We start from the raw sequence: 20,070 nt of genomic DNA, 5'->3' as shown, positions 1-20,070 counted from the left end.
CCCCATCTTCAAGGAGAACACCGATGCGTCCACTGTCCGTCCGTCCGCTGCTGCTGGCCCTGACCCTCGCCCTAGGAGGCACGATGACCGCCCATGCCCAACCCGCCGCGCCGGCCTATGCCGTGCCCGCCGACGGCACCATGCTCACCATCGCCGCCCAGGCCGAGGCCAGGCACGCGCCGGACGTGGCCACGCTGTCGGCCGGCGTGGTCACCCAGGCCACCGACAGCGCCGCGGCGATGCGCCAGAACGCAGAACAGATGACCAAGGTGCTGGCCGCGGTCCGCGCCGCCGGCATCGCCGACAAGGACGTGCAGACCAGCGGCATCAGCCTCAGCCCGCAATACAAGTACGCCGAGAACCAGGCGCCGCAGGTCATCGGCTACCAGGCCAGCAATTCGGTCAACCTCAAGGTGCGCGACATCGCCAAGCTGGGCAAGGTGCTCGACGCGCTGGCCGCGCAGGGCGCCAACCAGATCAATGGCCCCACCTTCGAGATCGACGATCCGGAGCCGCTGTACGACCAGGCCCGGGTCGATGCGCTGAAGAAGGCGCAGGCCCGCGCGCAGACCTACGCCAAGTCGCTGGGCCTGCGCGTGCGCCGCATCGTCAGCATCTCCGAAGGCGGTGGCGGCGGCGTGCGGCCGATGCCGATGATGCGCGCGATGGCGATGAAGGCGGAGATGGACAGCACCCCGGTGGCGACCGGCGAGAGCAGCGTGTCGGTCAACCTGGACGTGGTGTTCGAACTGGGCAAGTAACCCCTGCCGTCCATGTGTTCCGACGACGGCGCCTGCGGGCGCCGTCGTCGTTTCTGCACCACGAACGTCGGGCATCGGCCCCGCACGATGCGGGCACTGAGCGGCCGCCACGGCAGGGCAGCACCTCCCGCACGGCGCTGCCCTGAGGTGGCGCTTGCCAAATCGAGGGCAACAGGCTCAATGTCGGAGACGCGGACGGATGCCGCCTTGACCCCGTCCGCCGCGCTGGCGCGTTTGGTCGTACCGCAAGTCCACAAGACGCACATCATCATGGAGGTGGATCATGGTTCGCACGCAACTCCCCGCTCCCTCGTTCGGCATCGACCTGTCCCGGATCCTGGCGCTCAGCGCCGCGATCGGCCTGCACCTGCTCGCCTTGCTGCTGCTGTTGATCCCGCTCTCGCACGTGACGCCGCCACAGGAACAGACCAAGGCGGAACCGCGCTGGCAGCAGCCGATGGTGGTGCCGATCACCCCGGCGCCGCCGAAGCCCACGCTGCAGCCCGAGAAGCGGCCCATGACCCAGCCGCGGGTGCCGACCGCGGTGCCGACCCCGCTGCCGGTGCAGGCGCCGTTGGTCGATGCGAGCCCGGCACCGGTGCTGGCGGCGACCGCCGATCCGGCGCCTGCGCTGGCCGAACCCAGCGTGCCGCCCGGACCGTCCAGTGCACCGCTGGCCGGCATGCAGTTGCAGTACCTGCGCGCGCCGGCCCCGCCCTACCCGCGCGACGCCTTGCGTGCCGGCCTGCAGGGCAGCGTGCTGCTACGCGTGCTGGTCGGCGTCGACGGCCAACCGCTGGAGGTCAGCATCGCCAAGAGCAGCGGCCACCGGATCCTCGACCAGGCCGCGCGCGAGCAGGTGCTGAAGCGCTGGAAATTCCATGCTGCATTGCAGCAAGGAACCCCGGTTCAGGCTTACGGGCTGGTGCCGGTGGATTTTTCACTGGGCCGTTGAACGTAGGCGCGGCCCCGGCGGCGGAAGCGCTCGCCGGGGCCTTTTAATTCAAAATTCACAATTCATTCACGATAAATACACCTAGATGGGAGCCAGCCGGCCTTCATAAGCCGGCGCTTTTAGCAAAATTAGAAATCAAAACTTGCGCTTCCAGTTAGGAGAGAGACTGTGAACACCCTGAACCAACGGCGTGCAACCCGCCGCCATATCCTTTGCGTGTCCGTCGCTGGCGTCCTCGCCACCGCTGCCGCCGTCCCCGCCGCATTCGCGCAGGAGGCGGCGACCAACCTCGACCGCATCACCGTCACCGGCTCCAACATTCCCCGTACCAACACCGAGACCCCGTCTCCGGTGCAGGTGGTCACCCGCCAGGAAATCGACCGCACCGGCAAGTCCACGGTCGCCGAGTACCTGCAGACCCTGACCTCCGACGGCGCCGGCTCGATTCCCAAGAGCTTCGGCAACGGCTTCGCCGGCGGCGGCGCCGGCATCTCGCTGCGCGGCCTGGGCGCCGGCTCCACCCTGGTGCTGTTGAACGGGCGCCGCATGGCGACCTACGGCCTGGCCGACGACGGCCAGAAGGTCTTCACCGACCTGAGCACCATCCCGCTGGACGCGGTCGAGCGGATCGACATCCTGAAGGACGGCGCCTCGGCCATCTACGGCTCCGACGCGATCGCCGGCGTGGTCAACATCATCCTGCGCAGCGACTTCGAAGGCGCGATCCTGCGCGGCTCCTACGGCATGTCCGGCGACAGCGACGGCAATGCCCGCAAGGCCACCCTGACCGCCGGTACCGGCAACCTCGCCAACGACGGCTGGAACGCCTTCTTCAGCCTGGACGTGGGCAAGTCCGACGCGATCAAGATCAGCGACCGCAAGGACCGCAAGTGGATCGGCACCGGCGACATCCGCCGCTACGGCTACGACGCCGCCGACGCCCAGTTCCTCGGCGGCGCCTACCTCAGCGGCGGCACTGCCGGCGGCGTGGGCCCGAACGGCTCGGTGTTCGACAGCACCGCCCACCTGGTCGCCCTGCCCGGCTGCGCCGGCCTGACCACCATCCCCGGCCAGACCGATGCCACCGCGCAGGCCCAGGGCTGCCTGTGGGATCCGGCGCAGCAGTACCGCGACCTGAGCCCGGAAGAGAAGTACGTCAACGTGTTCGCCCGCGCCAGCTTCGCCTTCGGCGAGGGCGGCGAGATCTACACCGAGATCGGCTACTCGAAGAAGGAGACCGTGTTCTCCAACACCCCGTCCGGCGTGTCCGGCGGCTGGGGCTATCCCGGCGGCCCGGTCAACGCCAACAGCGGCGCCGGTGCCACCACGCTCTACGCCGGCCATCCGGACAACCCGCTGCCCACCGCCGCGCGCGTGCGCTACAGCGCCTGGGACGTGGGCCCGCGCGTGACCGACAACACCAACGAGTTCAACCGCTTCCTGGTCGGGGTCAAGGGCAACTGGGGCGAGTGGAGCTACGACACCGCCTACCTGCATTCGGGGACCGACCTGATCAACAAGCGCACCGGCTTCCTGCGCTACAGCGCCGTGCGCTGCGTGCTGGGCAACCCGGCCTGCCCGGCCGGCACCTGGCGCATCGGCGACAACGCCAGCCTGAACTCGCAGGCGCTGTACGACTTCATCTCGCCGACCATCAGCGCGACCGCCAAGTCCAGCCTGGACATGTTCGACTTCACCGTGTCGCGCAGCCTGGCCGACCTGCAGGGCGGCCCGCTGGGCCTGGCGCTGGGTACCGAATGGCGCAAGACCAGCAACAGCCTGACCCCGCAGACCTTCACCGACATCGGCGACATCATCGGCCTGGGCTACTCGGCCTATGACGGCACCCAGAACGTCTACGCCGCCTACGCCGAGCTGTCGGCGCCGGTGCTGGAGCAGCTGGAACTGTCGGCGGCGGTGCGTTACGACAAGTACGAGAGCGGCGACAGCAAGGCAACGCCGAAGCTGGGCGTGAAGTGGACCCCGACCGACTGGATCGCCCTGCGCGCCAGCTACGCCGAAGGTTTCCGCGCGCCGAACCCGGCCGAGAACGGCGACGGCGGCCTGGCCGCGTTCTCCAACGCGCGCGATCCGGTGCGTTGCGCCATCGATCCGGCCAACGAGTGCACCGCGCGTTCGGTGGCGATCATCACCCGTCCGAACTCGGCGCTGGAGCCGGAAGAGTCCAAGAGCTACTCGGTGGGCTTCGTGCTGCAGCCGACCGCCAGCACCTCGCTGACCGTGGATGCGTGGCAGATCAAGCGCACCAACGAGATCGCCCAGGGCAGCACCGCCGACGCGATCGCCTCCGGCAACGTGCTGCGCGACAGCAACAACATCGGCGGCGTGGCCAACAGCGGCACCATCCTGGCGGTCAACACCGCGTACGTGAACGCCAACTCCTCGCGTGTGCGCGGTGTCGATGCCGACGTCCGCCAGACCTTCGAGATCGGCCCGGGCCAGCTGGAAATGGACCTGCAGTGGAGCCACCTGCTCAAGTTCGAGCGGACCGAAGGCGACACCACGGTCGACTACGTCGGCACCCACGGCAACTGCGACGTGACCAACTGCATCGGCACCCCGCAGGACCGCATCAACTTCGGCACCACCTGGAAGCAGGGCAACTGGAGCGTCAGCGGCGTGGTCAACTACATCGACAGCATCGAGAACAAGGACCGTCGCGGCGGCGACTACCTGGCGTTCTACGCGGACGGCAGCCCGGTCGAGAAGATCGCCTCGTTCACCACCTTCGACATGTCGGGCCGCTGGAACGTGACCGACGCGTTCGAACTGAACGCATCGGTGCAGAACGTGTTCGACCGGATCGCTCCGCTGGATCCGGCCACCTACGGCGGCGTCAACTACAACCCGCTGCACTTCAGCGGCGCGGTCGGCCGCTACTTCACGGTGGGCGCCAAGTACACGTTCAACTGATCGAACGCGTTACGCTGTACACGAGAAGCCCGGGCGCAAGCCCGGGCTTTTTTTGTGCGCGTCGATGGCGGAGGCATGGCCTGCGGTTGCGATGTCGGCGCTACGGCTTACGACGTCGCAGCGATCAGCGCCATGCGCGTCCGCAGCCGCGCTGATCGGCCAGGCAAACGATCGCACTGCCGACAAACCGGCAGCAGCGGACCTTCTCCATTGGGATCCTGCGCTCGATCGAGCGAGGTATTGCGCCAGCGATCCGCGATCAGGCGCGATGGTAGGGATGGTTGGCCAACATCGCCGCGGCGCGGTACAGCTGCTCGGCCACCACCAGGCGCACCAGCATGTGCGGCAGGGTCAACGGCCCCAGCGACCAGGATTCGCTGGCCACGGCCAGCACCTCGGGCGAATGGCCTTCGGGGCCGCCGATCAGCAGCGCCAGGTCGCGCCCCTGCCCGCGCCAGTGTTCCATGCGCTGCGCCAGCTGCTCGGAACTGTGCGCCTTGCCGGGCACGTCCAGCGCCACCACCAGCGCGTTCTTCGGCAGCGCCGCCAGCACGCGGCGGCCTTCGTCCTCGATCGCGCGCTGCGCATCGCGGCCCTTGCCGCGCAGCCCGGGCTCGATCTCGACCAGTTCCAGCGGCAGCCAGTGCGACAGGCGCTTGCGGTATTCGGCGAAGCCCTGCGCGACCCAGGCGGGCGCGCGTTCGCCGGTGGCGATGAGTCGGCATTTCATCGGCACATGATAGCCGCCGTGCCGATGGCGGCGCGGCGCACGCATAGGCGGCTGCCAGTGTTTGGCCTCGCTCAACCGGAAAACCAGCGATGACGGCACCGGCTTCCCGCGCGAAGCCGCGCCGGGATTTGTCTACCGCGATGTCATACACGCGTTAGCCGGCCTGCCTAGGGTCGGGGCCACCTCAGCCAGCAGGAGCCGCATGATGCATGTCTTCGACCCCGCCCGCCGACACGTCCTCAAGAGCAGCGCCGCCGTGATGGCGATGGGCGCCATCGGCAGCCTGGGCGCGCTGCAGTCGCGCCAGGCGCACGCCGCCACCGCCGCGGCGCAGCTGTCGCCGGTACCGAGCCGCTACGGCCCGCTCGCCCCCGTCGCCGACGACAGCACCGGGCTGCCACTGCTGCAGCTGCCGCGCGGCTTCCGCTATCGCTCCTTCGCCTGGAGCGGCGACCGCATGGACGATGGCCAGCCCTGCCCCGATCGCCACGACGGCATGGCGGTGGTGGCGGTGCGCCGCGCGCGCGGCGGCGGTCGCGGCGACGAACGCGTTTATGGCCACGGCATGGAATACGTGCTGATCCGCAACCACGAACGCGGCGCCACCGCACCGATCCGGGCGCCGGCGATGTACGACACCGGCATCGTCGGCGACGGCCAGCCGGCCGGCGGCGGCACCACCACGCTGAGCTTCCGCAACGGCCGCTGGGACCGCCTGGAGCCGAGCCTGGGCGGCACCCTGGTCAACTGCGCGGGCGGTCCGACGCCGTGGGGCACCTGGCTGAGCTGCGAGGAGATCAAGAGCGATGCGGTGTCCAGCAGCGGCCGCAAACACGGCTACGTGTTCGAGGTGGACCCGGATAGCGCGCGCACCAGCGGCCGTCCGCTGCAGGGCCTGGGCCGCTTCAGCCACGAGGCGGTGGCGGTGGACCCGCGCACCGGCATCGTCTATCTGACCGAGGACGACCGCAACAAGGCCGGCCTGTACCGCTTCATCCCCAACGACCGCCGCGGCCGCTACGGTTCGCTGGAGAACGGCGGCCGGCTGCAGGCGGCGCGGGTCAAGGGTCGCCGCAACGCCGACCTCACCGTGGCCGCAGTCGGGCAGAGTTTCGACCTGGAGTGGGTGGACATCCCCGAGCCGGACCTGGACAGCATCGTCGCGCCGAGCGGCTTCGCCGACATCGGCGCCGGCGAGACCCTGAGCGGGCCGTTCGCGCAGGCCTGGAGCGAAGGCGCGCTGCGCATGAGCCGCGGCGAGGGCATCTGGTACAGCTACGGCAAGATGTTCATCGTCGACACCAGCACCGGCACCGACGCGCAGGGACGCAAGGGCCGCGGCAATGGCGCGGTGTGGGTACTGGACCTGCTGAGCCAGCGGCTCAAGGCGCTGTTCGTCAGCGGCGACCAGCTGGCCGCGCACAACCCCGACAACGTCACCGTCAGCGCGCGCGGCGGCGTGGTGTTGTGCGAGGACGGCGGCGAAAGCCCGGATGCATACGGCCCCGGCTCGCGGCTGATCGGCCTGACCCGCGCCGGCGAATCGTTCTACCTGGCCAAGAACAACATCGCGCTGACCTCCACCCAGCTGGCCAATGCCGGCAAGACCGTCGCCGAGGGCGACTACCGCGACAGCGAGTTCTGCGGCGCATGCTGGGATCCGCTGGCGCGCACGCTGTTCGTCAACATCCAGACCCCGGGCATCACCGTGGCGATCACCGGGCCTTGGGAGCGCGGGCCGCTGTAGGCGGCGCGGCGCCACAGATGCGACGGCCGCGCGCGCGATCGCGGCCGCCGCAAAGCGACGACGGCGCCCGCGAGGCGCCGCCGTCCCCGGCGTGCCGCCGGCGACGCTCGGCGCAGCGCCGATCCACCCGGCCAACGCATTTTTCGCGGATAGCGACGCACTCGCGAGCGTCTTCGACTCGCGCATTCGCAGCCGCAGGCGTTTGCTGAAGCGATTGTGGTCCAAGGATGCCGTACGGCATTCGTGCGCGTCCCGGTGATGACCATGACCTGCTGCGGCCAGACCGATGCCACATAGACGCAGGTCAGCGCCGTCGCCACGATCACGACACGTGTGCCGTCCAGCGCGCGCCTAGTCGTCGCGTTGCGCGTCGTCCAGCATGGCCTGGAACAGCAGGGCTTCGCGCGTCACCTCGGGCGGCTGCGCATCCTGTCGCTTGAGCCAGTGCCGCAGGCTCGGCGCGTGCTGCAGCTCGCGCAGATCCTCGGCCAGCGCGTCGATCTCGTCCTGCAGTGCGCGCTTGATCTCGGCCATCGCCGCCTGCAGCCGTTCCGGCTTGAGCCGGCGCGTGCCGAACACGGCGTAGTCGGCCTTGAACGCGGCGTCGATGCGCCGCAGTTCGTCCTGCGTGGCCTGTAGCTGCTCGCCGAGCATGCGGTTGTAGCGCTCGATGCGGGTATCGGCCATCGTCGCGAACGCGGCGGCGTCCAGCTGGCCGGCCTGCAGCTGCAATTCGAGCAGGCCGAGCAGGTCGGCGTCGGCATAGGCGGCGTTGAGCCGTTGCATCAGCGCGGTCTTGCGTTCGCGCTGCTGCGGATCGGCCTCACGGTCCGGGTGCAGCGCCGCCGCCAGCCGGCGGTACAGCTCGCGCAGCGCGGTCTGCGGATCGAATGCAGGCACCGGCGCGGCCGACGCCGCGCGCCGCGCCTGCTTCGCCTTGCGCGCGGACGCCGCGGCCTGGGTCTGCCGGCGGCGCTGCTGCAGGCGCTCGAACAGCGCCTGCGGCGTCGCCAGGTACGGCAGCGCGTCGGCGTCCTCGCCGAAATGCGCGGCGATCATCGCCCGCAGCGCCGCATCGGAGGCGGCGATGCGCTGGTCGAACGGCGTGTCCGCGTGGCGGTCGTGGAGCGGCTTGAGCTCGAGCAGGCCGGCATCCTCGATCAACGGCTCGGCCAACAGGCAGATCTGCGCCGACAGCGCGGCGCGGTCGGCCTTGCCCAGCTTCTGCGCCATGCACAGCGCGTCCAGCGCCAGCACGCGCTCGGCGTGCAGCTGGTCGCGCCGCTGCAGCAAGGGCTGCACCTGTTCGTGGAAGCGCTGCTGCCAGCGCGGCAAGGCCTCGCGCCAGGCGGCGAGTTCGCCGCGGCTGCGTTCCAGTTGCGCGACCAGCGTGTCGAAGCGCGCGCCCGCGGCGCTGCGCAGCGCGCTGCCGGCGCGGGCCAGCGCGGCCGACAGCACCAGGTCCGGGGTTGCATCCGCCACCGGCGCAGCGTCGCGCCGGTGCGTTGGATCAGGCATCGCGCGCGTCGTCGTCCGCGTCGCTCGGCGGCTGGTCGCCGACCGTCCACAACCGCTCCAGCGCATAGAACTCGCGCACCCGCGGCAGCATCACGTGCACCACCACGTCGCCGAGATCGACCAGCACCCACTCGGCCTCGCGCTCGCCTTCCACGCCCAGCGGCATCACGTCCAGCTTCTTGGCGTGCTTGATCACCTCGTCGGCGATCGACTTGACGTGGCGGGTGGAGGTGCCGGAGACGACGATCATGTAGTCGGTGACGCTGGACTTGCCGCGCACGTCGATTTCCACCGCGTCCTTGGCCTTGAGTTCCTCCAGCGCGTTGCGGACATGGGCCAGCAGCACCGGCAACGGCGGCGGCGGGTTGGGAAGTTGGGTCTTGATGACGTGGGCTTGTTGACTGGACAAAGGTGCGAACTCGATGGAATGGGGCGAATTATAGGGAACTGCGCGAAGACGCGTATTCAGCTGGCCGCGGCCGGGGCCGGCGCATACAGTCCGGCGGCACGGATGTAGTCCGCCACCGCGGCCGGCACCAGCGGCGCCCAGTCGCCGCCGGCGGCGATGCGCGCGCGCACCTGGCTGGCCGATTCGGTGCGCAGCGGCTGCCGCAGGCACCACAGCCGGCCGCCCGGCGCCGCGGCCAGCGCCTGCGGCGAGGACGCCCAGCGCCCCGCCACCGCCTGCGCCAGTTCGGCCGGCAGCGCGCGCTCCCAGCCGCTGCCGGCGCGGTCGGCGACGACCAGGTGCGCCGCGTCGAGCAGGCTGCGCCAGTCACGCCAGCCGTTGAAGCCGACGAAGCTGTCGGCACCGACCAGCAGCGCCAGCGGCGCGGCGGGGCCGAGTTCGGCGCGCAGCTCGCGCACCGTATCGATGCTGTACGAGGCCACGCCCGGCTGCGCCAGCGCGCGTTGCAGTTCGTGCCGGTCCAGCAGCAGCCCCGGCTCGCCGGCGATCGCCAGCGCCAGCATCTCGCAACGCTGCCGCGCATCGGCCCCGGGTGCCGGGCGATGCGGCGGATCGGCCGCCGGCATCAACCGCACCGGCACCCCGAACGCCTCGCGCGCCGCCCGCGCGATCGCCAGATGGCCGTTGTGGATGGGGTCGAAGGTGCCGCCGTAGATGAGGTGGAGCTTTGGGGACCGGGGACCCGGGACCGGGGACCCGGGAACAGCAAAATCTAGAGCGCGTGCCCTCGCCAAATTTCCGCTTTTCCGGGTCCCCGGTCCCCGGTCCCCGGTCCCGCCCCTACTCATACCACCAACAACCGCACCGCCCGCGCTTCGGCGATGGCCAGCAGCAGGCGCTCCAGCGCGATCCAGGCGTCGCCGTCGGCGCGGCCCTTGGCGATGCGGTCGATGCGTCCGGCCTCGGCGGCGAAGCGTTCCCAGCGGCGCGGTTCGGCGTGCCGCTGCAGGGCGCGCTTGAACGGCGCCTGGCGCGACTCCCAGATACCCTGCCCCTTCATCTCAGCGGCCAGGTTGCCGCCGGCGGCCTGGACCTTGGCCAGCGCCGCGGTGCGCAGCAGTTCCTTGATCAGGATTGGCAGCAATGCCGCCACCGCTTCGCCTTCGGCGCGCAGCCCGGCGAGCATGCGTCCGACCGCCGGCGCCTGCCCGGCCAGGGTAGCCTCGGCCAGGCGGAACACGTCGTAGCGCGCGGCATCGGCGACCAGCGACTCCATCGCCGCCACATCCAGGCTCTGCCCGTCGGCCAGCAGCGCCAGCTTGTCGATCTCCTGCGCGGCCGCCAGCAGGTTACCCTCGACCCGCTCGGCCAGGCGCTGCACCGCGCCGGCATCGGCGCGCAGGCCCTTGCTGCGCAGGCGGCGCTCGATCCAGTCGCCCAGTTCGTGCGGCTTGATCGCCCAGGCCACCGCGATCACCCCGAGCCGGCCGACCGCGTCGGCCCACTTGCCCTGGTGCGCCTTGCTCCATTCGTTGCAGGTGATCAGCAGCACCACGTCCGGCGGCGGATCGGCGCAGAACGCGCTGATCACCTCGCCGCCTTCCTTGCCCGGCTTGCCGCTGGGCAGGCGCAGTTCGATCAGCCGGCGCGGGCTGAACAGGCTCGGCGCGTTGAAGCTGGAATACAGCTGGCTCCAGTCGAAATCGCGGCCATCGGCATCGAACACCTCGCGTTCGCCGATGCCTTCGGCGCGCGCGCGTGCGCGCACCGCGTCGGCCGCCTCGAGCACGCGCAGGGTTTCCGGGCCGGCGATCAGGTAGACCGGGTGCAGCGGCTGCGAGGCCGGCTGGGTGACGAGTTGTTCGGGGCGCAATTCCATGGCGGCAGCCTACGCCCTGTCGGCGCGGTTGGGAGCGGCCATGCCGCCGCATCCGCCGTTCGGGCGCGCCGCTGCGCCGCAGGTGCGCTGCCGCTGCCAAGCGTGCAGCGCCCGCGCGCCGGGCCTTGTGCGCGCGCAAGGCGCGCCGCCGGCCACGGGCGACGGCGACAGCATGACCCAGGCGGTCAAGGCTGCGGCGTGGTCGCCGGCTTGCCTTCGACCGGCGTTCCGGTCGCCGCCGGCGGCGCGGCGTTGACGTCCTTGCCGGCGCGCACTTCGGCGCGCACCACGCTGTCGATCCGGCGCAGCATCGAGGCGGACATCTCGCGGCGCAGTTCGTCGGCCAGGATCTCGCGCTCGGTGGTGGTACCGGTGGCGTCGGTCGGCGGCGACACGTAGTCGCGCGACAGCTCGATCACCTGCTGCGGCACCAGCTCGCTGCCGTCGGCGCGGCGGAACACGAAGATCGCCGCGTAGCGCAGGCTGTATTCCTGCGCGCGGCCTTCGGCGTCGAGCGCGATCGGCAGGTCGCCCCAGCGTTCGGACAGCACTTCCAGGCGCGCCACGCCGGTGTTGACGTCCTTCGGCGCGATCTCGGCGCCGGCGGCGCGCAGGCCGCGCTCGAGCAGCTTCACCAGCTCGCTGTACGGCGCCGAGGAGACCACCTTCACCGATGGCGTGCCGGCCGGCAGGGTCAGCTTGTCGCGCAGGTGGAAACCACAGGCGGTCAGGGACGTCGCAAGGACGAGGGCGAGCAGGAGTCGGGTCATGGGCACAGTCTGGAGGAGCCGGCTGGGCGCGGCAACAGGCGGCTAGCCTGCCGGATGCCGCGTGAACGAGGGTTGAGACGTGCAGCGGCGTGCGCGGGCGCACACGGCGCCGGAGCGCGGTGTGCGCCGGCGACGCGCGCGGCGCGAGGGTTCACGCCGCCACCAGGTTCACGATCTTGCCCGGCACGATGATGATCTTGCGGATGCTCAGGCCCTCCAGGAACTTGGCGGTGTTGGGTTCGGCCTGGGCCAGCGCCTCGATCTGCTCGCGCGGGGCGTCGGCGGCGACCTCGATGGTGCCGCGCAGCTTGCCGTTGACCTGCACCGCCAGGGTCAGCGCGTCGCGCACCAGCGCGGCCGGGTCCGGCTGCGGGAACGGCAGGTCTTCCAGCAGCGTCGGCGCATGCCCCAGCGCCTGCCACAACGCATGGCTGGCATGCGGGGTGATCGGATTGAGCAGCAGCACCGCCGCTTCCAGCGCTTCCTGGCGCACCGCGCGGCCCTGCGCGCTGGCATCGTCGAACTTGGCCAGCGCGTTGGTCAGCTCCATCACCGCTGCGATGGCGGTGTTGAAGCTGTGGCGGCGGCCGTAGTCGTCGGCGACCTTGCCGATGGTCTCGTGGGTCTTGCGCCGCAGCGCCTTGTGCTCGGCGCCCAGCGCGGCCACGTCCAGCGTCGGCGCGGCACCGTCGGCGACGTGCTTGTGCACCTGCGCCCACAGCCGGCGCAGGAACCGCGCCATGCCGTCCACGCCGGCCTCGTTCCACTCCAGCGACTGCTCCGGCGGCGCGGCGAACATCGAGAACAGGCGCACCGTGTCGGCGCCGTACTTGCCGACCATCGCCTGCGGGTCCACGCCGTTGTTCTTGGACTTGGACATCTTCTCGGTGCCGCCGATCTGCACCGGCTGGCCGTCGGCGATCAGGCTGGCGCCGACGATGCGGCCGCGCTCGTCGCGCTGCACGTCCACCTCCGCCGGGTTGATCCACTCCTTGGAACCGTCGCCGTTGTCGCGGTAGTAGGTCTCGGCGATCACCATGCCCTGGGTCAGCAGGTTGGTCGCCGGCTCGTCGCTGTCGACCAAGCGCGCATCGCGCAACAGCTTGTGGAAGAAGCGGAAGTACATCAGGTGCAGGATCGCGTGCTCGATGCCGCCGATGTACTGGTCCACCGGCAGCCAGTAGTTGCCGCGCTTGTCGACCATGTCCTTGGCGCCGGGCGAGGTGTAGCGCGCGTAGTACCAGCTCGACTCCATGAAGGTGTCGAAGGTGTCGGTCTCGCGCTCGGCCGCCGCGCCGCACTGCGGGCAGGTGGTCTTGCGCCATTCCGGATCGGTCTTCAGCGGCGAACCGGTGCCGCTCAGCGCCACGTTCTCCGGCAGCAGCACCGGCAGCTGGTCTTCCGGCACCGGCACCGCGCCGCAGCTGGCGCAATAGATCACCGGGATCGGGCAGCCCCAGTAGCGCTGGCGGCTGACGCCCCAGTCGCGCAGGCGGTAGTTGATGCGGCGCTGGCCCTGGCCCTTGCGCTCGAAGCGCTCGGCCAGCGCCTCGAACGCGCCGTAATAATCCAACCCGTCGAACTCGGCCGAGTTGACCAGTTCGAACTCGCGGGTCTTGTCGGTGTACCAGTCGCGCCAGACGCTCGGTTCCCAGCTGCGCTCCTCGTCGTTCTTCGGCGCCTTCAGCGCGATCACCTGGCGGATCGGCAACGCATACTTGTTGGCGAACTCGAAGTCGCGCTGGTCGTGGCCGGGCACCGCCATCACCGCGCCGGTGCCGTAGCCCATCAGCACGAAGTTGGCGACCCACACCGGCACCTGCTCGCCGCTGACCGGATGCACCGCCACCAGGCCGGTGTCCATGCCGCGCTTTTCCTGGGTCTCCAGTTCCGCCTCGGACACCCCGCCCTGCTTCAGCTCGGCCAGCAATGCGGCCAGCTGCGGGTTGGACTTGGCCGCATGCAGCGCCAGCGGATGCTCGCTGGCGATGGAGACGAAGGTGACCCCCATCAGCGTGTCCGGGCGCGTGGTGAACACGCGCAGCGGATCCAGCGCGGCGCCGTCGGCGTCGCGCACTTCGAACTGGATTTCCAGCCCTTCGGAGCGGCCGATCCAGTTGCGCTGCATGGTCTTGACCGATTCGGGCCAGCCCGGCAGCTGGTCCAGGCCGTCCAGCAGCTCCTGCGCGTAGTCGGTGATGCGCAGGAACCACTGCGGGATCTCGCGCTTCTCCACCAGCGCGCCGGAGCGCCAGCCGCGGCCGTCGATGACCTGCTCGTTGGCCAGCACGGTCTGGTCGACCGGGTCCCAGTTCACCACCGCGTTGCGGCGGTAGGCCAGGCCCTTGCGCATCAGCCGGGTGAACATGCGCTGCTCGTGCACGTAGTACTCGGGCCGGCAGGTGGCGAATTCGCGCGACCAGTCGATCGCATAGCCCAGCGACTTGAGCTGGCTGCGCATGTGCTCGATGTTGGCGTAGGTCCACTTCGCCGGCGCGGTCTTGTTCTTGATCGCGGCGTTCTCGGCGGGCAGGCCGAACGCGTCCCAGCCCATCGGCTGCAGCACGTTCTTGCCGTTCATGCGCTGGTAGCGGCTGATCACGTCGCCGATCGTGTAGTTGCGCACGTGGCCCATGTGCAGCGCACCGGACGGATACGGCAGCATCGACAGGCAGTAGAACTTGGGCTTGTCGGAGGTCTCGTTGACCTCGAAGGCGCGGGTGGCGTCCCAGAACTGCTGGGCGGACGATTCGACCTGCTGCGGGTCGTAGGCGGTGGGCTCGACGGCGGACATGGAAACGGGCAAGGGCCAGGCGGCAACAAAGCGGACAAGGGTACCGCAGCGCAGGAAGCGGCTCCAATCCCGGCGACGAGCGGCGGCGGCGGCGCCTGCCCGGACGCGGCGCGGCGCCGCGCACGCCGATGGCCGCCAGCGCGCCCGCTGCGGGGAAATCCACGCTCGCCACGCCGCTCGCAGCGGCATGCCGGCAGCGCGCCAGCCCGGTCCAGTGCCGCGTCGCAACCGCCCGCGACCGGCACCGATTGCGCAACGGCCAGGGTTTCAGCGGTCGCCCGGCAGCGCCTGCGGACCTGGCCAGCAGGCCAACAGCGCCAGCCACGCCCACCACAGCGCGAACACCAGCCGCTGCGCCACCGCCGCCGACAGCAGCGCGTCCAGCGCGAACGCCCCGAGCGCGGCCAGCGCCGCCACCGCCAGCGCGGTACGCGCCCAGCCGCGCGCGCCGGGCTGGCGCCACGCGCCGGCGGCCAGCAGGCTCGCCGCCGCCACCAGCGCTACCACCCACAGCAGCCAGACGCTGGCATGCAACTGAGTGGCGCGCGATTCCAGGTCGGCCGGGTCCAGCGGCAGCAGGCCCATGCCGGCGAAGGCCAGCCCGGCCAGCAGCAGCGCCTGCCCGCCGACGCGCAGCGTCCACGGCGCACCGCGGCCGGCGCGCTGCAACAGGCGCAGCGCCAGCAGCGCCGCCAGCGCCCCGGGCGACACGAACGCCAGCAGGTCGAAGGCCCAGGCATGCGGTATCCCGCGGGCACCGAGCAGCGCGACCGGGTGCGACCACGGCAGGTAGCCCGGCAGCGCCAGCCCGAAGCCCACCACCGCAGCGACGGCGGCCATCGCCAGTAACGGCCCCGCGTAGCGCAGCGCCTGATCGTATCGGTTCGTCACCTTGTCTCCCGGCACTGCGCCGCCACGCCACTGCGGCGCGCCAAACGCCCATTGTCGCCGCTGCGGCCGCGGCTGGCACCCTCCCCGCCCGGCACGGCGGCAAGCGCCGCGGCGTCCGCGAACGCTGCCGGCACGGTGCGCCGCGGGGACCGCGCAGACCGCCGCCGCTCCCCCTTGCGCCGCCGCCGGTCTGTCACCATAGAAGCCATCTTCTTCGCCTGCCACGATGCCCCCATGTCCGACATGCCCCACGTTTTCGACGCCAAGACCGAGACCTTCGAAGCCGAGGTGCTGCAGAAATCGCTGCAGACCCCGGTACTGGTGGATTTCTGGGCGCCCTGGTGCGGCCCGTGCAAGACCCTGAGCCCGATCCTGGAGAAGCTCGCCGCCGAGTACCACGGCGCGTTCGAACTGGCCAAGGTCGACGTGGACCAGGAGCAGCAGATCGCCGCCGCCTTCCAGATCCGTTCGGTGCCGACCGTGTTCCTGGTCAAGGACGGGCAACTGGTCGACGGCTTCCCCGGCGCCATGCCCGAAGGCCAGCTGCGCGAGTTCCTGACCCAGCACGGCATCGTGCCGCTGCCGGCGCCGGCCGAGGTCGAGGAGGACGCGCCCGCCGCGCCGCTGGACCCGCACGCCGAGGTGCTGCGCCTGCGCGAGGCGGTGGCGGCCGAGCCGGACAAGGACGAACTGAAGCTGGACCTGGCGCTGGCGCTGGTGAAGACCGGCGCCGCCGCCGAGGCGGAGGCGCTGATCGATGCGCTGCCGGCCAACCTGGCTACCGACGAGCGCGCGGTGCGGGCGCGGGCGCGGCTGGGCTTCGTCAGCGCGCTGCAGGCGGCGCCGCCGGCGGAGGCGCTGCAGGCGGCGATCGCGCAGGACCCGGCCGACCTGAAGGCGCGCTACCTGCTGGGCGTGCATCGGCTGATCGCCGGCGACGACGAGGCGGCGCTGGAGCAGTTCCTGGACATGCTGCGCCAGGACCGCGCGTTCGAGGACGGCCTGGCCAAGAAATCGCTGATCGATGCGTTCCGGGTGATCGAGGACGAGGACCTGGTCGGGCGCTATCGGCGTAAGATGTCCGCGCTGTTGTTCTGAGATTCATGTCACGGACGGGATCGGTTGGCGATGATTCCGCGGTTCGGCCACCCAGTGGCCGGACGAGTCGTCCGGCTCCCTCCGCGACATCACGACCAGGGGAAATCCACAGGCCCGGCCCGTCCGGCGTCGCGCACCCGGTCCTTGCCAGGGCGAGACGTTGAGCAGCCAGAACCGCATCCCCTCCCGTCGCCGCCTGCCGATGCCCGTGTGGCGGCTGCTCGCCTTGCTGCTGCTGGCCTGCGCAGGCCTGGCGGCTCCGCCTCTGGCGGCCGCACAGGACTGGGTCTACCGGGTCCGCCCCGGCGATACGCTGTGGCAGCTGCGCGATCTCTACCTCAAGCCCGGCGTGGACTGGCAGCGCCTGGGCCGGCACAACGCCGTGGCCGATCCCTATGCGCTGCCGCCGGGGCAGCCGTTGCGCTTCCCGATCGCCTGGCTGCGGGTGCAGCCGGCGCCGGCGCGGGTGATCGCGCTGCGCGGCGGCGCCAGCGTGCTCGGCATCGGCAGCGCGACGGCGCCGGTGCGTGAGGGCATGCTGCTGCCGATCGGCACCACGTTGCAGACCGAGGCCGAGGCCAGCGTGACCGTGCAGTTCGCCGACGGCTCGCAGATGCAGGTCCGCGAGAACAGCCGCGTGCGCTTCGACCAGCTCGCCCGCTACGGCGCCACCGGCATGGTCGATACCCGGGTGCGGCTGGAACAGGGCCGCGCCAGCAACGAGGTGGTCCCGGCCCAGGGCCCGGCCTCGCGCTACATCATCCAGACCCCAGCCGGCACCAGCAGCGTGCGCGGCACCCGCTTCCGCGCCGCCGCCGGCGGCGACGGCCAGCTGGCCGCCACCGAGGTGCTGCACGGCGTCGTGCAGGTCGGCAACCCCCATGGCCGGCAGGTGCTGCATCCCGGCGAGGCCTCGCGCATGGCCGCCGACGCCTCGCCGCTGCAAGAACGGCTGCTGCCCGCGCCGGTGCTGGACGAGCAGCGCAGCCGCCTCGACCACGCGCCCTACCTGCTGGCCTGGCAGCCGCTGCCAGGCGCGGCCGGGTACCGGGTCGAAGCGGTGGATGCCGAGCAGCGCCAGGTGCTGCGCTTCGCGCGCCAGACCGCGCAGGCGCAGATCGCGCTGGACGATCTGCCCACCGGTCGCCTGCTGTTGCTGGTGCGCGGCATCGCCGCCACCGGCGTGGAAGGCGAGGACGCCGAACGGGCGCTGCAGGTCTGGGCCACGCCGCTGCCGCCGCTGACGCTGCAACCCTTGCAGCAGCAGCAACTGCGCACGCCGCATCCGCGCTTCGAATGGACCCGCAGTGCCGACGCCACCGCCACCGTGCTGCAACTGGCGCGCGATGCCCAGTTCGGCGAGCTGGTGTTCGAACGCACGACCGACGCCACCCGGCTGCGCGCACCGCTGCCGTTGCCTCCGGGCGACTACTTCTGGCGCGTGGCCTCGCGCGATGCGCAGGGCCGCCAGGGCCCGTTCGGACAGCCGCTGCAGCTGCAGATCAGCGACGCGCCGCTGGACCCGTCGCTGCAACCGCCGGAAGCGGCCAAGGGCCAGTTGACCCTGCGCTGGCAGGCCGGCGAGCCCGGGCAACGCTACCGCGTGCAGATCGCGCGCAAGCCGGACTTCGCCGCGCCGCTGCTGCTCGACCGCACCCTCGACACCCCGCAGATCTCGTTGCCGCGACCGCGCGGCGGCACCTGGTACGTGCGCGTGCAGCAGGTGGACGACGACGGCTACGCGGCGCCGTTCTCGCCGACCCAGGTGATCTCGCTACCGTGCCGGGGCTGTTACCTGGGCGGCGGCGCCGGCGCGCTGCTGTTGTGGTTGCTGCTGTGAAGGCGCCCACGCCGCTACGCTGGCTCGCGGCCGCGGCGGCGGCGGCGCTGGCCGCCGGGTTCGGCCTGTCCGACGGCCTGTGGCGGCTGGACAACACGCTCTACGACACCCTGGTGACGCACTGGCGCTACACGCCCGATTCCAGCGTGGTGCTGGTGATGGTCGACGACCGCAGCCTGCAGGCGCTCGGGCAATGGCCGTGGCCGCGCAGCACCCACGCGCGCCTGCTCGACCGGCTGAGCGAGGCCGGGGTCAAGCGCGTGGCGCTGGACCTGGTGCTGAGCGAACCCGACCAGGCCGACCCGGACAACGATGCGCGGCTGGCCGCGGCGCTGCGCCGCAACGGCAACACCGTGCTGCCGGTGACCACCAGCAGCACCGACGCCGGCGAGATGCCGCAGGAACTGCTGCCGGTGCCGGCCATCGCCCGTGCCGCAGCCGGGCTGGCGCATACCGACATCGAGATCGATGCCGACGGCGTGTCGCGCGGCATCTACCTGCGCGCCGGCCTGGGCAATGCGCACTGGCCGGCGCTGGGCGTGGCCCTGGCCGGCCTGGCCCCGCCGTGGCCCGGACTGGCCTCCGACGCCGGCCCGGCCGCCGACGCGATGCCGTATCGCTGGCACCGTGACGACTACGTCGGGGTCCGCTACGCCGGGCCGCCCGGCAGCTTCCCGCAGCTGTCCTACGTCGACGTGCTGGAAGGCCGCGTGCCGGCGCAGGCGCTGCGCGGCCGGCGGGTGATCGTCGGCGTCGGCGCCACCGGCCTGGGCCAGCGCTTCCTGACCCCGATGTCGCACGAAAGCTGGATGAACGGCGCCGAATACCAGGCCAACGTGGCCGCGATGCTGCTCGGCGGACATGCGATCACGCCGCTGTCGAAGAACCAGCAGATCGGCACCTCGGCGCTGCTGGCCCTGCTCGCCGTGCTCGGCATGACCTATTCGGTCCGCCACCGGCGCTGGCCGTGGTTGGCGCTGCCGGTCATGCTGGCGCTGATCGTGGCCGGCAGCCTGCTGTGCGCGCTGGCCAGCGGCCGCTGGTTCGCGCCGACCGCCTGCCTGGCGGCGGTGACGCTGGTGTCGGCCGGCTGGCTCGGCCTGCGCATCGCGCACTGGCAGCGCCAGGCCCACCGCGACGGGCTCACCGGGCTGGCCAACCGCCACAGCTTCGAACTGGCGTTCCGCCAGGAACTGGCGATGGCCCAGCGCAGCGGCAAGCCGTTGACCCTGATCGTGGTCGACATCGACCACTTCAAGCGCTACAACGACGCCCTCGGCCACCACAGCGGCGACCGCGCGCTGACCCTGGTCGCCGCGGCGGTGGCACGCCATGCGCGGCGCGCGCACGACGTGGCCGCGCGCTTCGGCGGCGACGAGTTCGCGATGATCCTGCCCGACACCGCGCTGGACGACGCGCGCCAGATCGCCGAAGCGCTGCTGGAGGACATCCGCCAGCTGACCGTGCCAGGGCCGCAAGGCCCGGTGCCGATCACCGTCACCCTCGGCGTGCACAGCACCACGGTCGACGCCGAGACCCGCAACCGCGACTTCTTCGCCCAGGCCGATGCGGCGCTGTACCGGGCCAAGACCGCCGGCCGCGACGGCTATGCCTGCAGCACCCCCGGCCAGAGCCTGGCGAAGCGATGAACCAGTAGCCGCGCCATGGTTCGGCGTGCGCTCGGCAAGCAACAATGGGCGCCGCCCGGCGATAGGCGACCGCGACGCCGGCGCGTACGCACCCC

15 protein-coding genes are annotated in these 20,070 nt (G+C 71.3%); 7 read left to right on the top strand and 8 right to left on the bottom strand.

What is annotated here, in order from left to right:
- Positions 1-23 precede the first annotated feature (23 nt).
- From NUG20_RS07865 to NUG20_RS07855, 3 genes are all read left to right on the top strand, one after another.
- Complete coding sequence (locus NUG20_RS07865; RefSeq protein WP_263397808.1) at positions 24-761, top strand: SIMPL domain-containing protein; 738 nt, start codon at positions 24-26, stop codon at positions 759-761.
- Positions 762-1,044: 283 nt separating this feature from the next.
- On the top strand, positions 1,045-1,716 hold the full coding sequence (locus NUG20_RS07860; protein WP_263397807.1) for an energy transducer TonB: 672 nt from the start codon (positions 1,045-1,047) through the stop codon (positions 1,714-1,716).
- A gap of 216 nt (positions 1,717-1,932) precedes the next feature.
- Positions 1,933-4,650 (top strand): TonB-dependent receptor, encoded by a 2,718-nt coding sequence (locus NUG20_RS07855; RefSeq protein ID WP_263397806.1) that lies wholly within the window; start codon positions 1,933-1,935, stop codon positions 4,648-4,650.
- A gap of 259 nt (positions 4,651-4,909) precedes the next feature.
- Here NUG20_RS07855 and rlmH read toward each other — a convergent pair whose 3' ends face one another.
- Entirely contained in the window at positions 4,910-5,380 is a 471-nt protein-coding gene (gene rlmH / locus NUG20_RS07850) for a 23S rRNA (pseudouridine(1915)-N(3))-methyltransferase RlmH (RefSeq protein ID WP_263110001.1), read from the bottom strand.
- Between the two features lie 205 nt (positions 5,381-5,585).
- On the opposite strand from rlmH, the gene NUG20_RS07845 reads away from it, so the two are divergent.
- On the top strand, positions 5,586-7,127 hold the full coding sequence (locus NUG20_RS07845; RefSeq protein WP_263398417.1) for an alkaline phosphatase PhoX: 1,542 nt from the start codon (positions 5,586-5,588) through the stop codon (positions 7,125-7,127).
- Between the two features lie 351 nt (positions 7,128-7,478).
- Here NUG20_RS07845 and NUG20_RS07840 read toward each other — a convergent pair whose 3' ends face one another.
- The 7 genes from NUG20_RS07840 to NUG20_RS07810 all read right to left on the bottom strand — a co-directional run bounded on the left by NUG20_RS07840 (position 7,479) and on the right by NUG20_RS07810 (position 15,337).
- Positions 7,479-8,645, bottom strand: a complete 1,167-nt coding sequence (locus NUG20_RS07840) for a J domain-containing protein (protein ID WP_263397805.1) — start codon at positions 8,643-8,645, stop codon at positions 7,479-7,481.
- Positions 8,638-9,054, bottom strand: a complete 417-nt coding sequence (gene rsfS / locus NUG20_RS07835) for a ribosome silencing factor (RefSeq protein ID WP_263397804.1) — start codon at positions 9,052-9,054, stop codon at positions 8,638-8,640. The genes NUG20_RS07840 and rsfS overlap by 8 nt, the downstream gene beginning before the upstream one ends.
- Positions 9,055-9,110: 56 nt before the next feature.
- Positions 9,111-9,848, bottom strand: coding sequence for a nicotinate-nucleotide adenylyltransferase (nadD, locus tag NUG20_RS07830; protein WP_263397803.1), 738 nt, complete (start codon positions 9,846-9,848; stop codon positions 9,111-9,113).
- Positions 9,849-9,898: 50 nt separating this feature from the next.
- Positions 9,899-10,933 carry a DNA polymerase III subunit delta gene (gene holA / locus NUG20_RS07825; protein ID WP_185823949.1) on the bottom strand — a complete coding sequence of 345 codons (1,035 nt, stop codon included), beginning with the start codon at positions 10,931-10,933 and terminating at the stop codon, positions 9,899-9,901.
- 185 nt (positions 10,934-11,118) lie between these two features.
- Positions 11,119-11,703, bottom strand: a complete 585-nt coding sequence (lptE, locus tag NUG20_RS07820) for an LPS-assembly lipoprotein LptE (RefSeq protein WP_263397802.1) — start codon at positions 11,701-11,703, stop codon at positions 11,119-11,121.
- 151 nt (positions 11,704-11,854) lie between these two features.
- Positions 11,855-14,497, bottom strand: coding sequence for a leucine--tRNA ligase (gene leuS, locus NUG20_RS07815; RefSeq protein WP_263397801.1), 2,643 nt, complete (start codon positions 14,495-14,497; stop codon positions 11,855-11,857).
- A gap of 267 nt (positions 14,498-14,764) precedes the next feature.
- On the bottom strand, positions 14,765-15,337 hold the full coding sequence (locus NUG20_RS07810; RefSeq protein WP_263398416.1) for a DUF998 domain-containing protein: 573 nt from the start codon (positions 15,335-15,337) through the stop codon (positions 14,765-14,767).
- 285 nt (positions 15,338-15,622) lie between these two features.
- Here NUG20_RS07810 and trxA point away from each other — a divergent pair, with 285 nt between their 5' ends.
- The 3 genes from trxA to NUG20_RS07795 all read left to right on the top strand — a co-directional run bounded on the left by trxA (position 15,623) and on the right by NUG20_RS07795 (position 19,975).
- Positions 15,623-16,486 (top strand): thioredoxin, encoded by an 864-nt coding sequence (gene trxA, locus NUG20_RS07805; RefSeq protein WP_263397800.1) that lies wholly within the window; start codon positions 15,623-15,625, stop codon positions 16,484-16,486.
- A 160-nt stretch (positions 16,487-16,646) separates the two neighbouring features.
- A complete protein-coding gene (locus NUG20_RS07800; protein ID WP_263397799.1) occupies positions 16,647-18,326 on the top strand; it encodes a FecR family protein in 1,680 nt (559 codons plus the stop codon).
- Positions 18,323-19,975 carry a CHASE2 domain-containing protein gene (locus tag NUG20_RS07795; protein WP_263397798.1) on the top strand — a complete coding sequence of 551 codons (1,653 nt, stop codon included), beginning with the start codon at positions 18,323-18,325 and terminating at the stop codon, positions 19,973-19,975. Before NUG20_RS07800 ends, NUG20_RS07795 begins: the two co-directional genes overlap by 4 nt.
- Positions 19,976-20,070 lie beyond the last annotated feature (95 nt).

The sequence above is a fragment of the Xanthomonas sp. CFBP 8443 genome, assembly GCF_025666195.1.
Classification (GTDB): Bacteria; Pseudomonadota; Gammaproteobacteria; order Xanthomonadales; family Xanthomonadaceae; genus Xanthomonas_A.
The sequence above is the reverse complement of the archived record's forward strand: the minus strand, read 5'-3'. Positions and strand labels throughout refer to the sequence as shown.

Excerpts from the sequence above, each read along its gene's own strand:
- NUG20_RS07865 (WP_263397808.1), top strand. The coding sequence starts at position 24 with ATGCGTCCACTGTCCGTCCGTCCGCTGCTGCTGGCCCTGACCCTCGCC.
- NUG20_RS07860 (WP_263397807.1), top strand. The coding sequence starts at position 1,045 with ATGGTTCGCACGCAACTCCCCGCTCCCTCGTTCGGCATCGACCTGTCC.
- rlmH (WP_263110001.1), bottom strand. The coding sequence starts at position 5,380 with ATGAAATGCCGACTCATCGCCACCGGCGAACGCGCGCCCGCCTGGGTC.
- NUG20_RS07845 (WP_263398417.1), top strand. The coding sequence starts at position 5,586 with ATGCATGTCTTCGACCCCGCCCGCCGACACGTCCTCAAGAGCAGCGCC.
- NUG20_RS07840 (WP_263397805.1), bottom strand. The coding sequence starts at position 8,645 with ATGCCTGATCCAACGCACCGGCGCGACGCTGCGCCGGTGGCGGATGCA.
- holA (WP_185823949.1), bottom strand. The coding sequence starts at position 10,933 with ATGGAATTGCGCCCCGAACAACTCGTCACCCAGCCGGCCTCGCAGCCG.
- lptE (WP_263397802.1), bottom strand. The coding sequence starts at position 11,703 with ATGACCCGACTCCTGCTCGCCCTCGTCCTTGCGACGTCCCTGACCGCC.
- leuS (WP_263397801.1), bottom strand. The coding sequence starts at position 14,497 with ATGTCCGCCGTCGAGCCCACCGCCTACGACCCGCAGCAGGTCGAATCG.
- NUG20_RS07810 (WP_263398416.1), bottom strand. The coding sequence starts at position 15,337 with ATGGCCGCCGTCGCTGCGGTGGTGGGCTTCGGGCTGGCGCTGCCGGGC.
- trxA (WP_263397800.1), top strand. The coding sequence starts at position 15,623 with ATGTCCGACATGCCCCACGTTTTCGACGCCAAGACCGAGACCTTCGAA.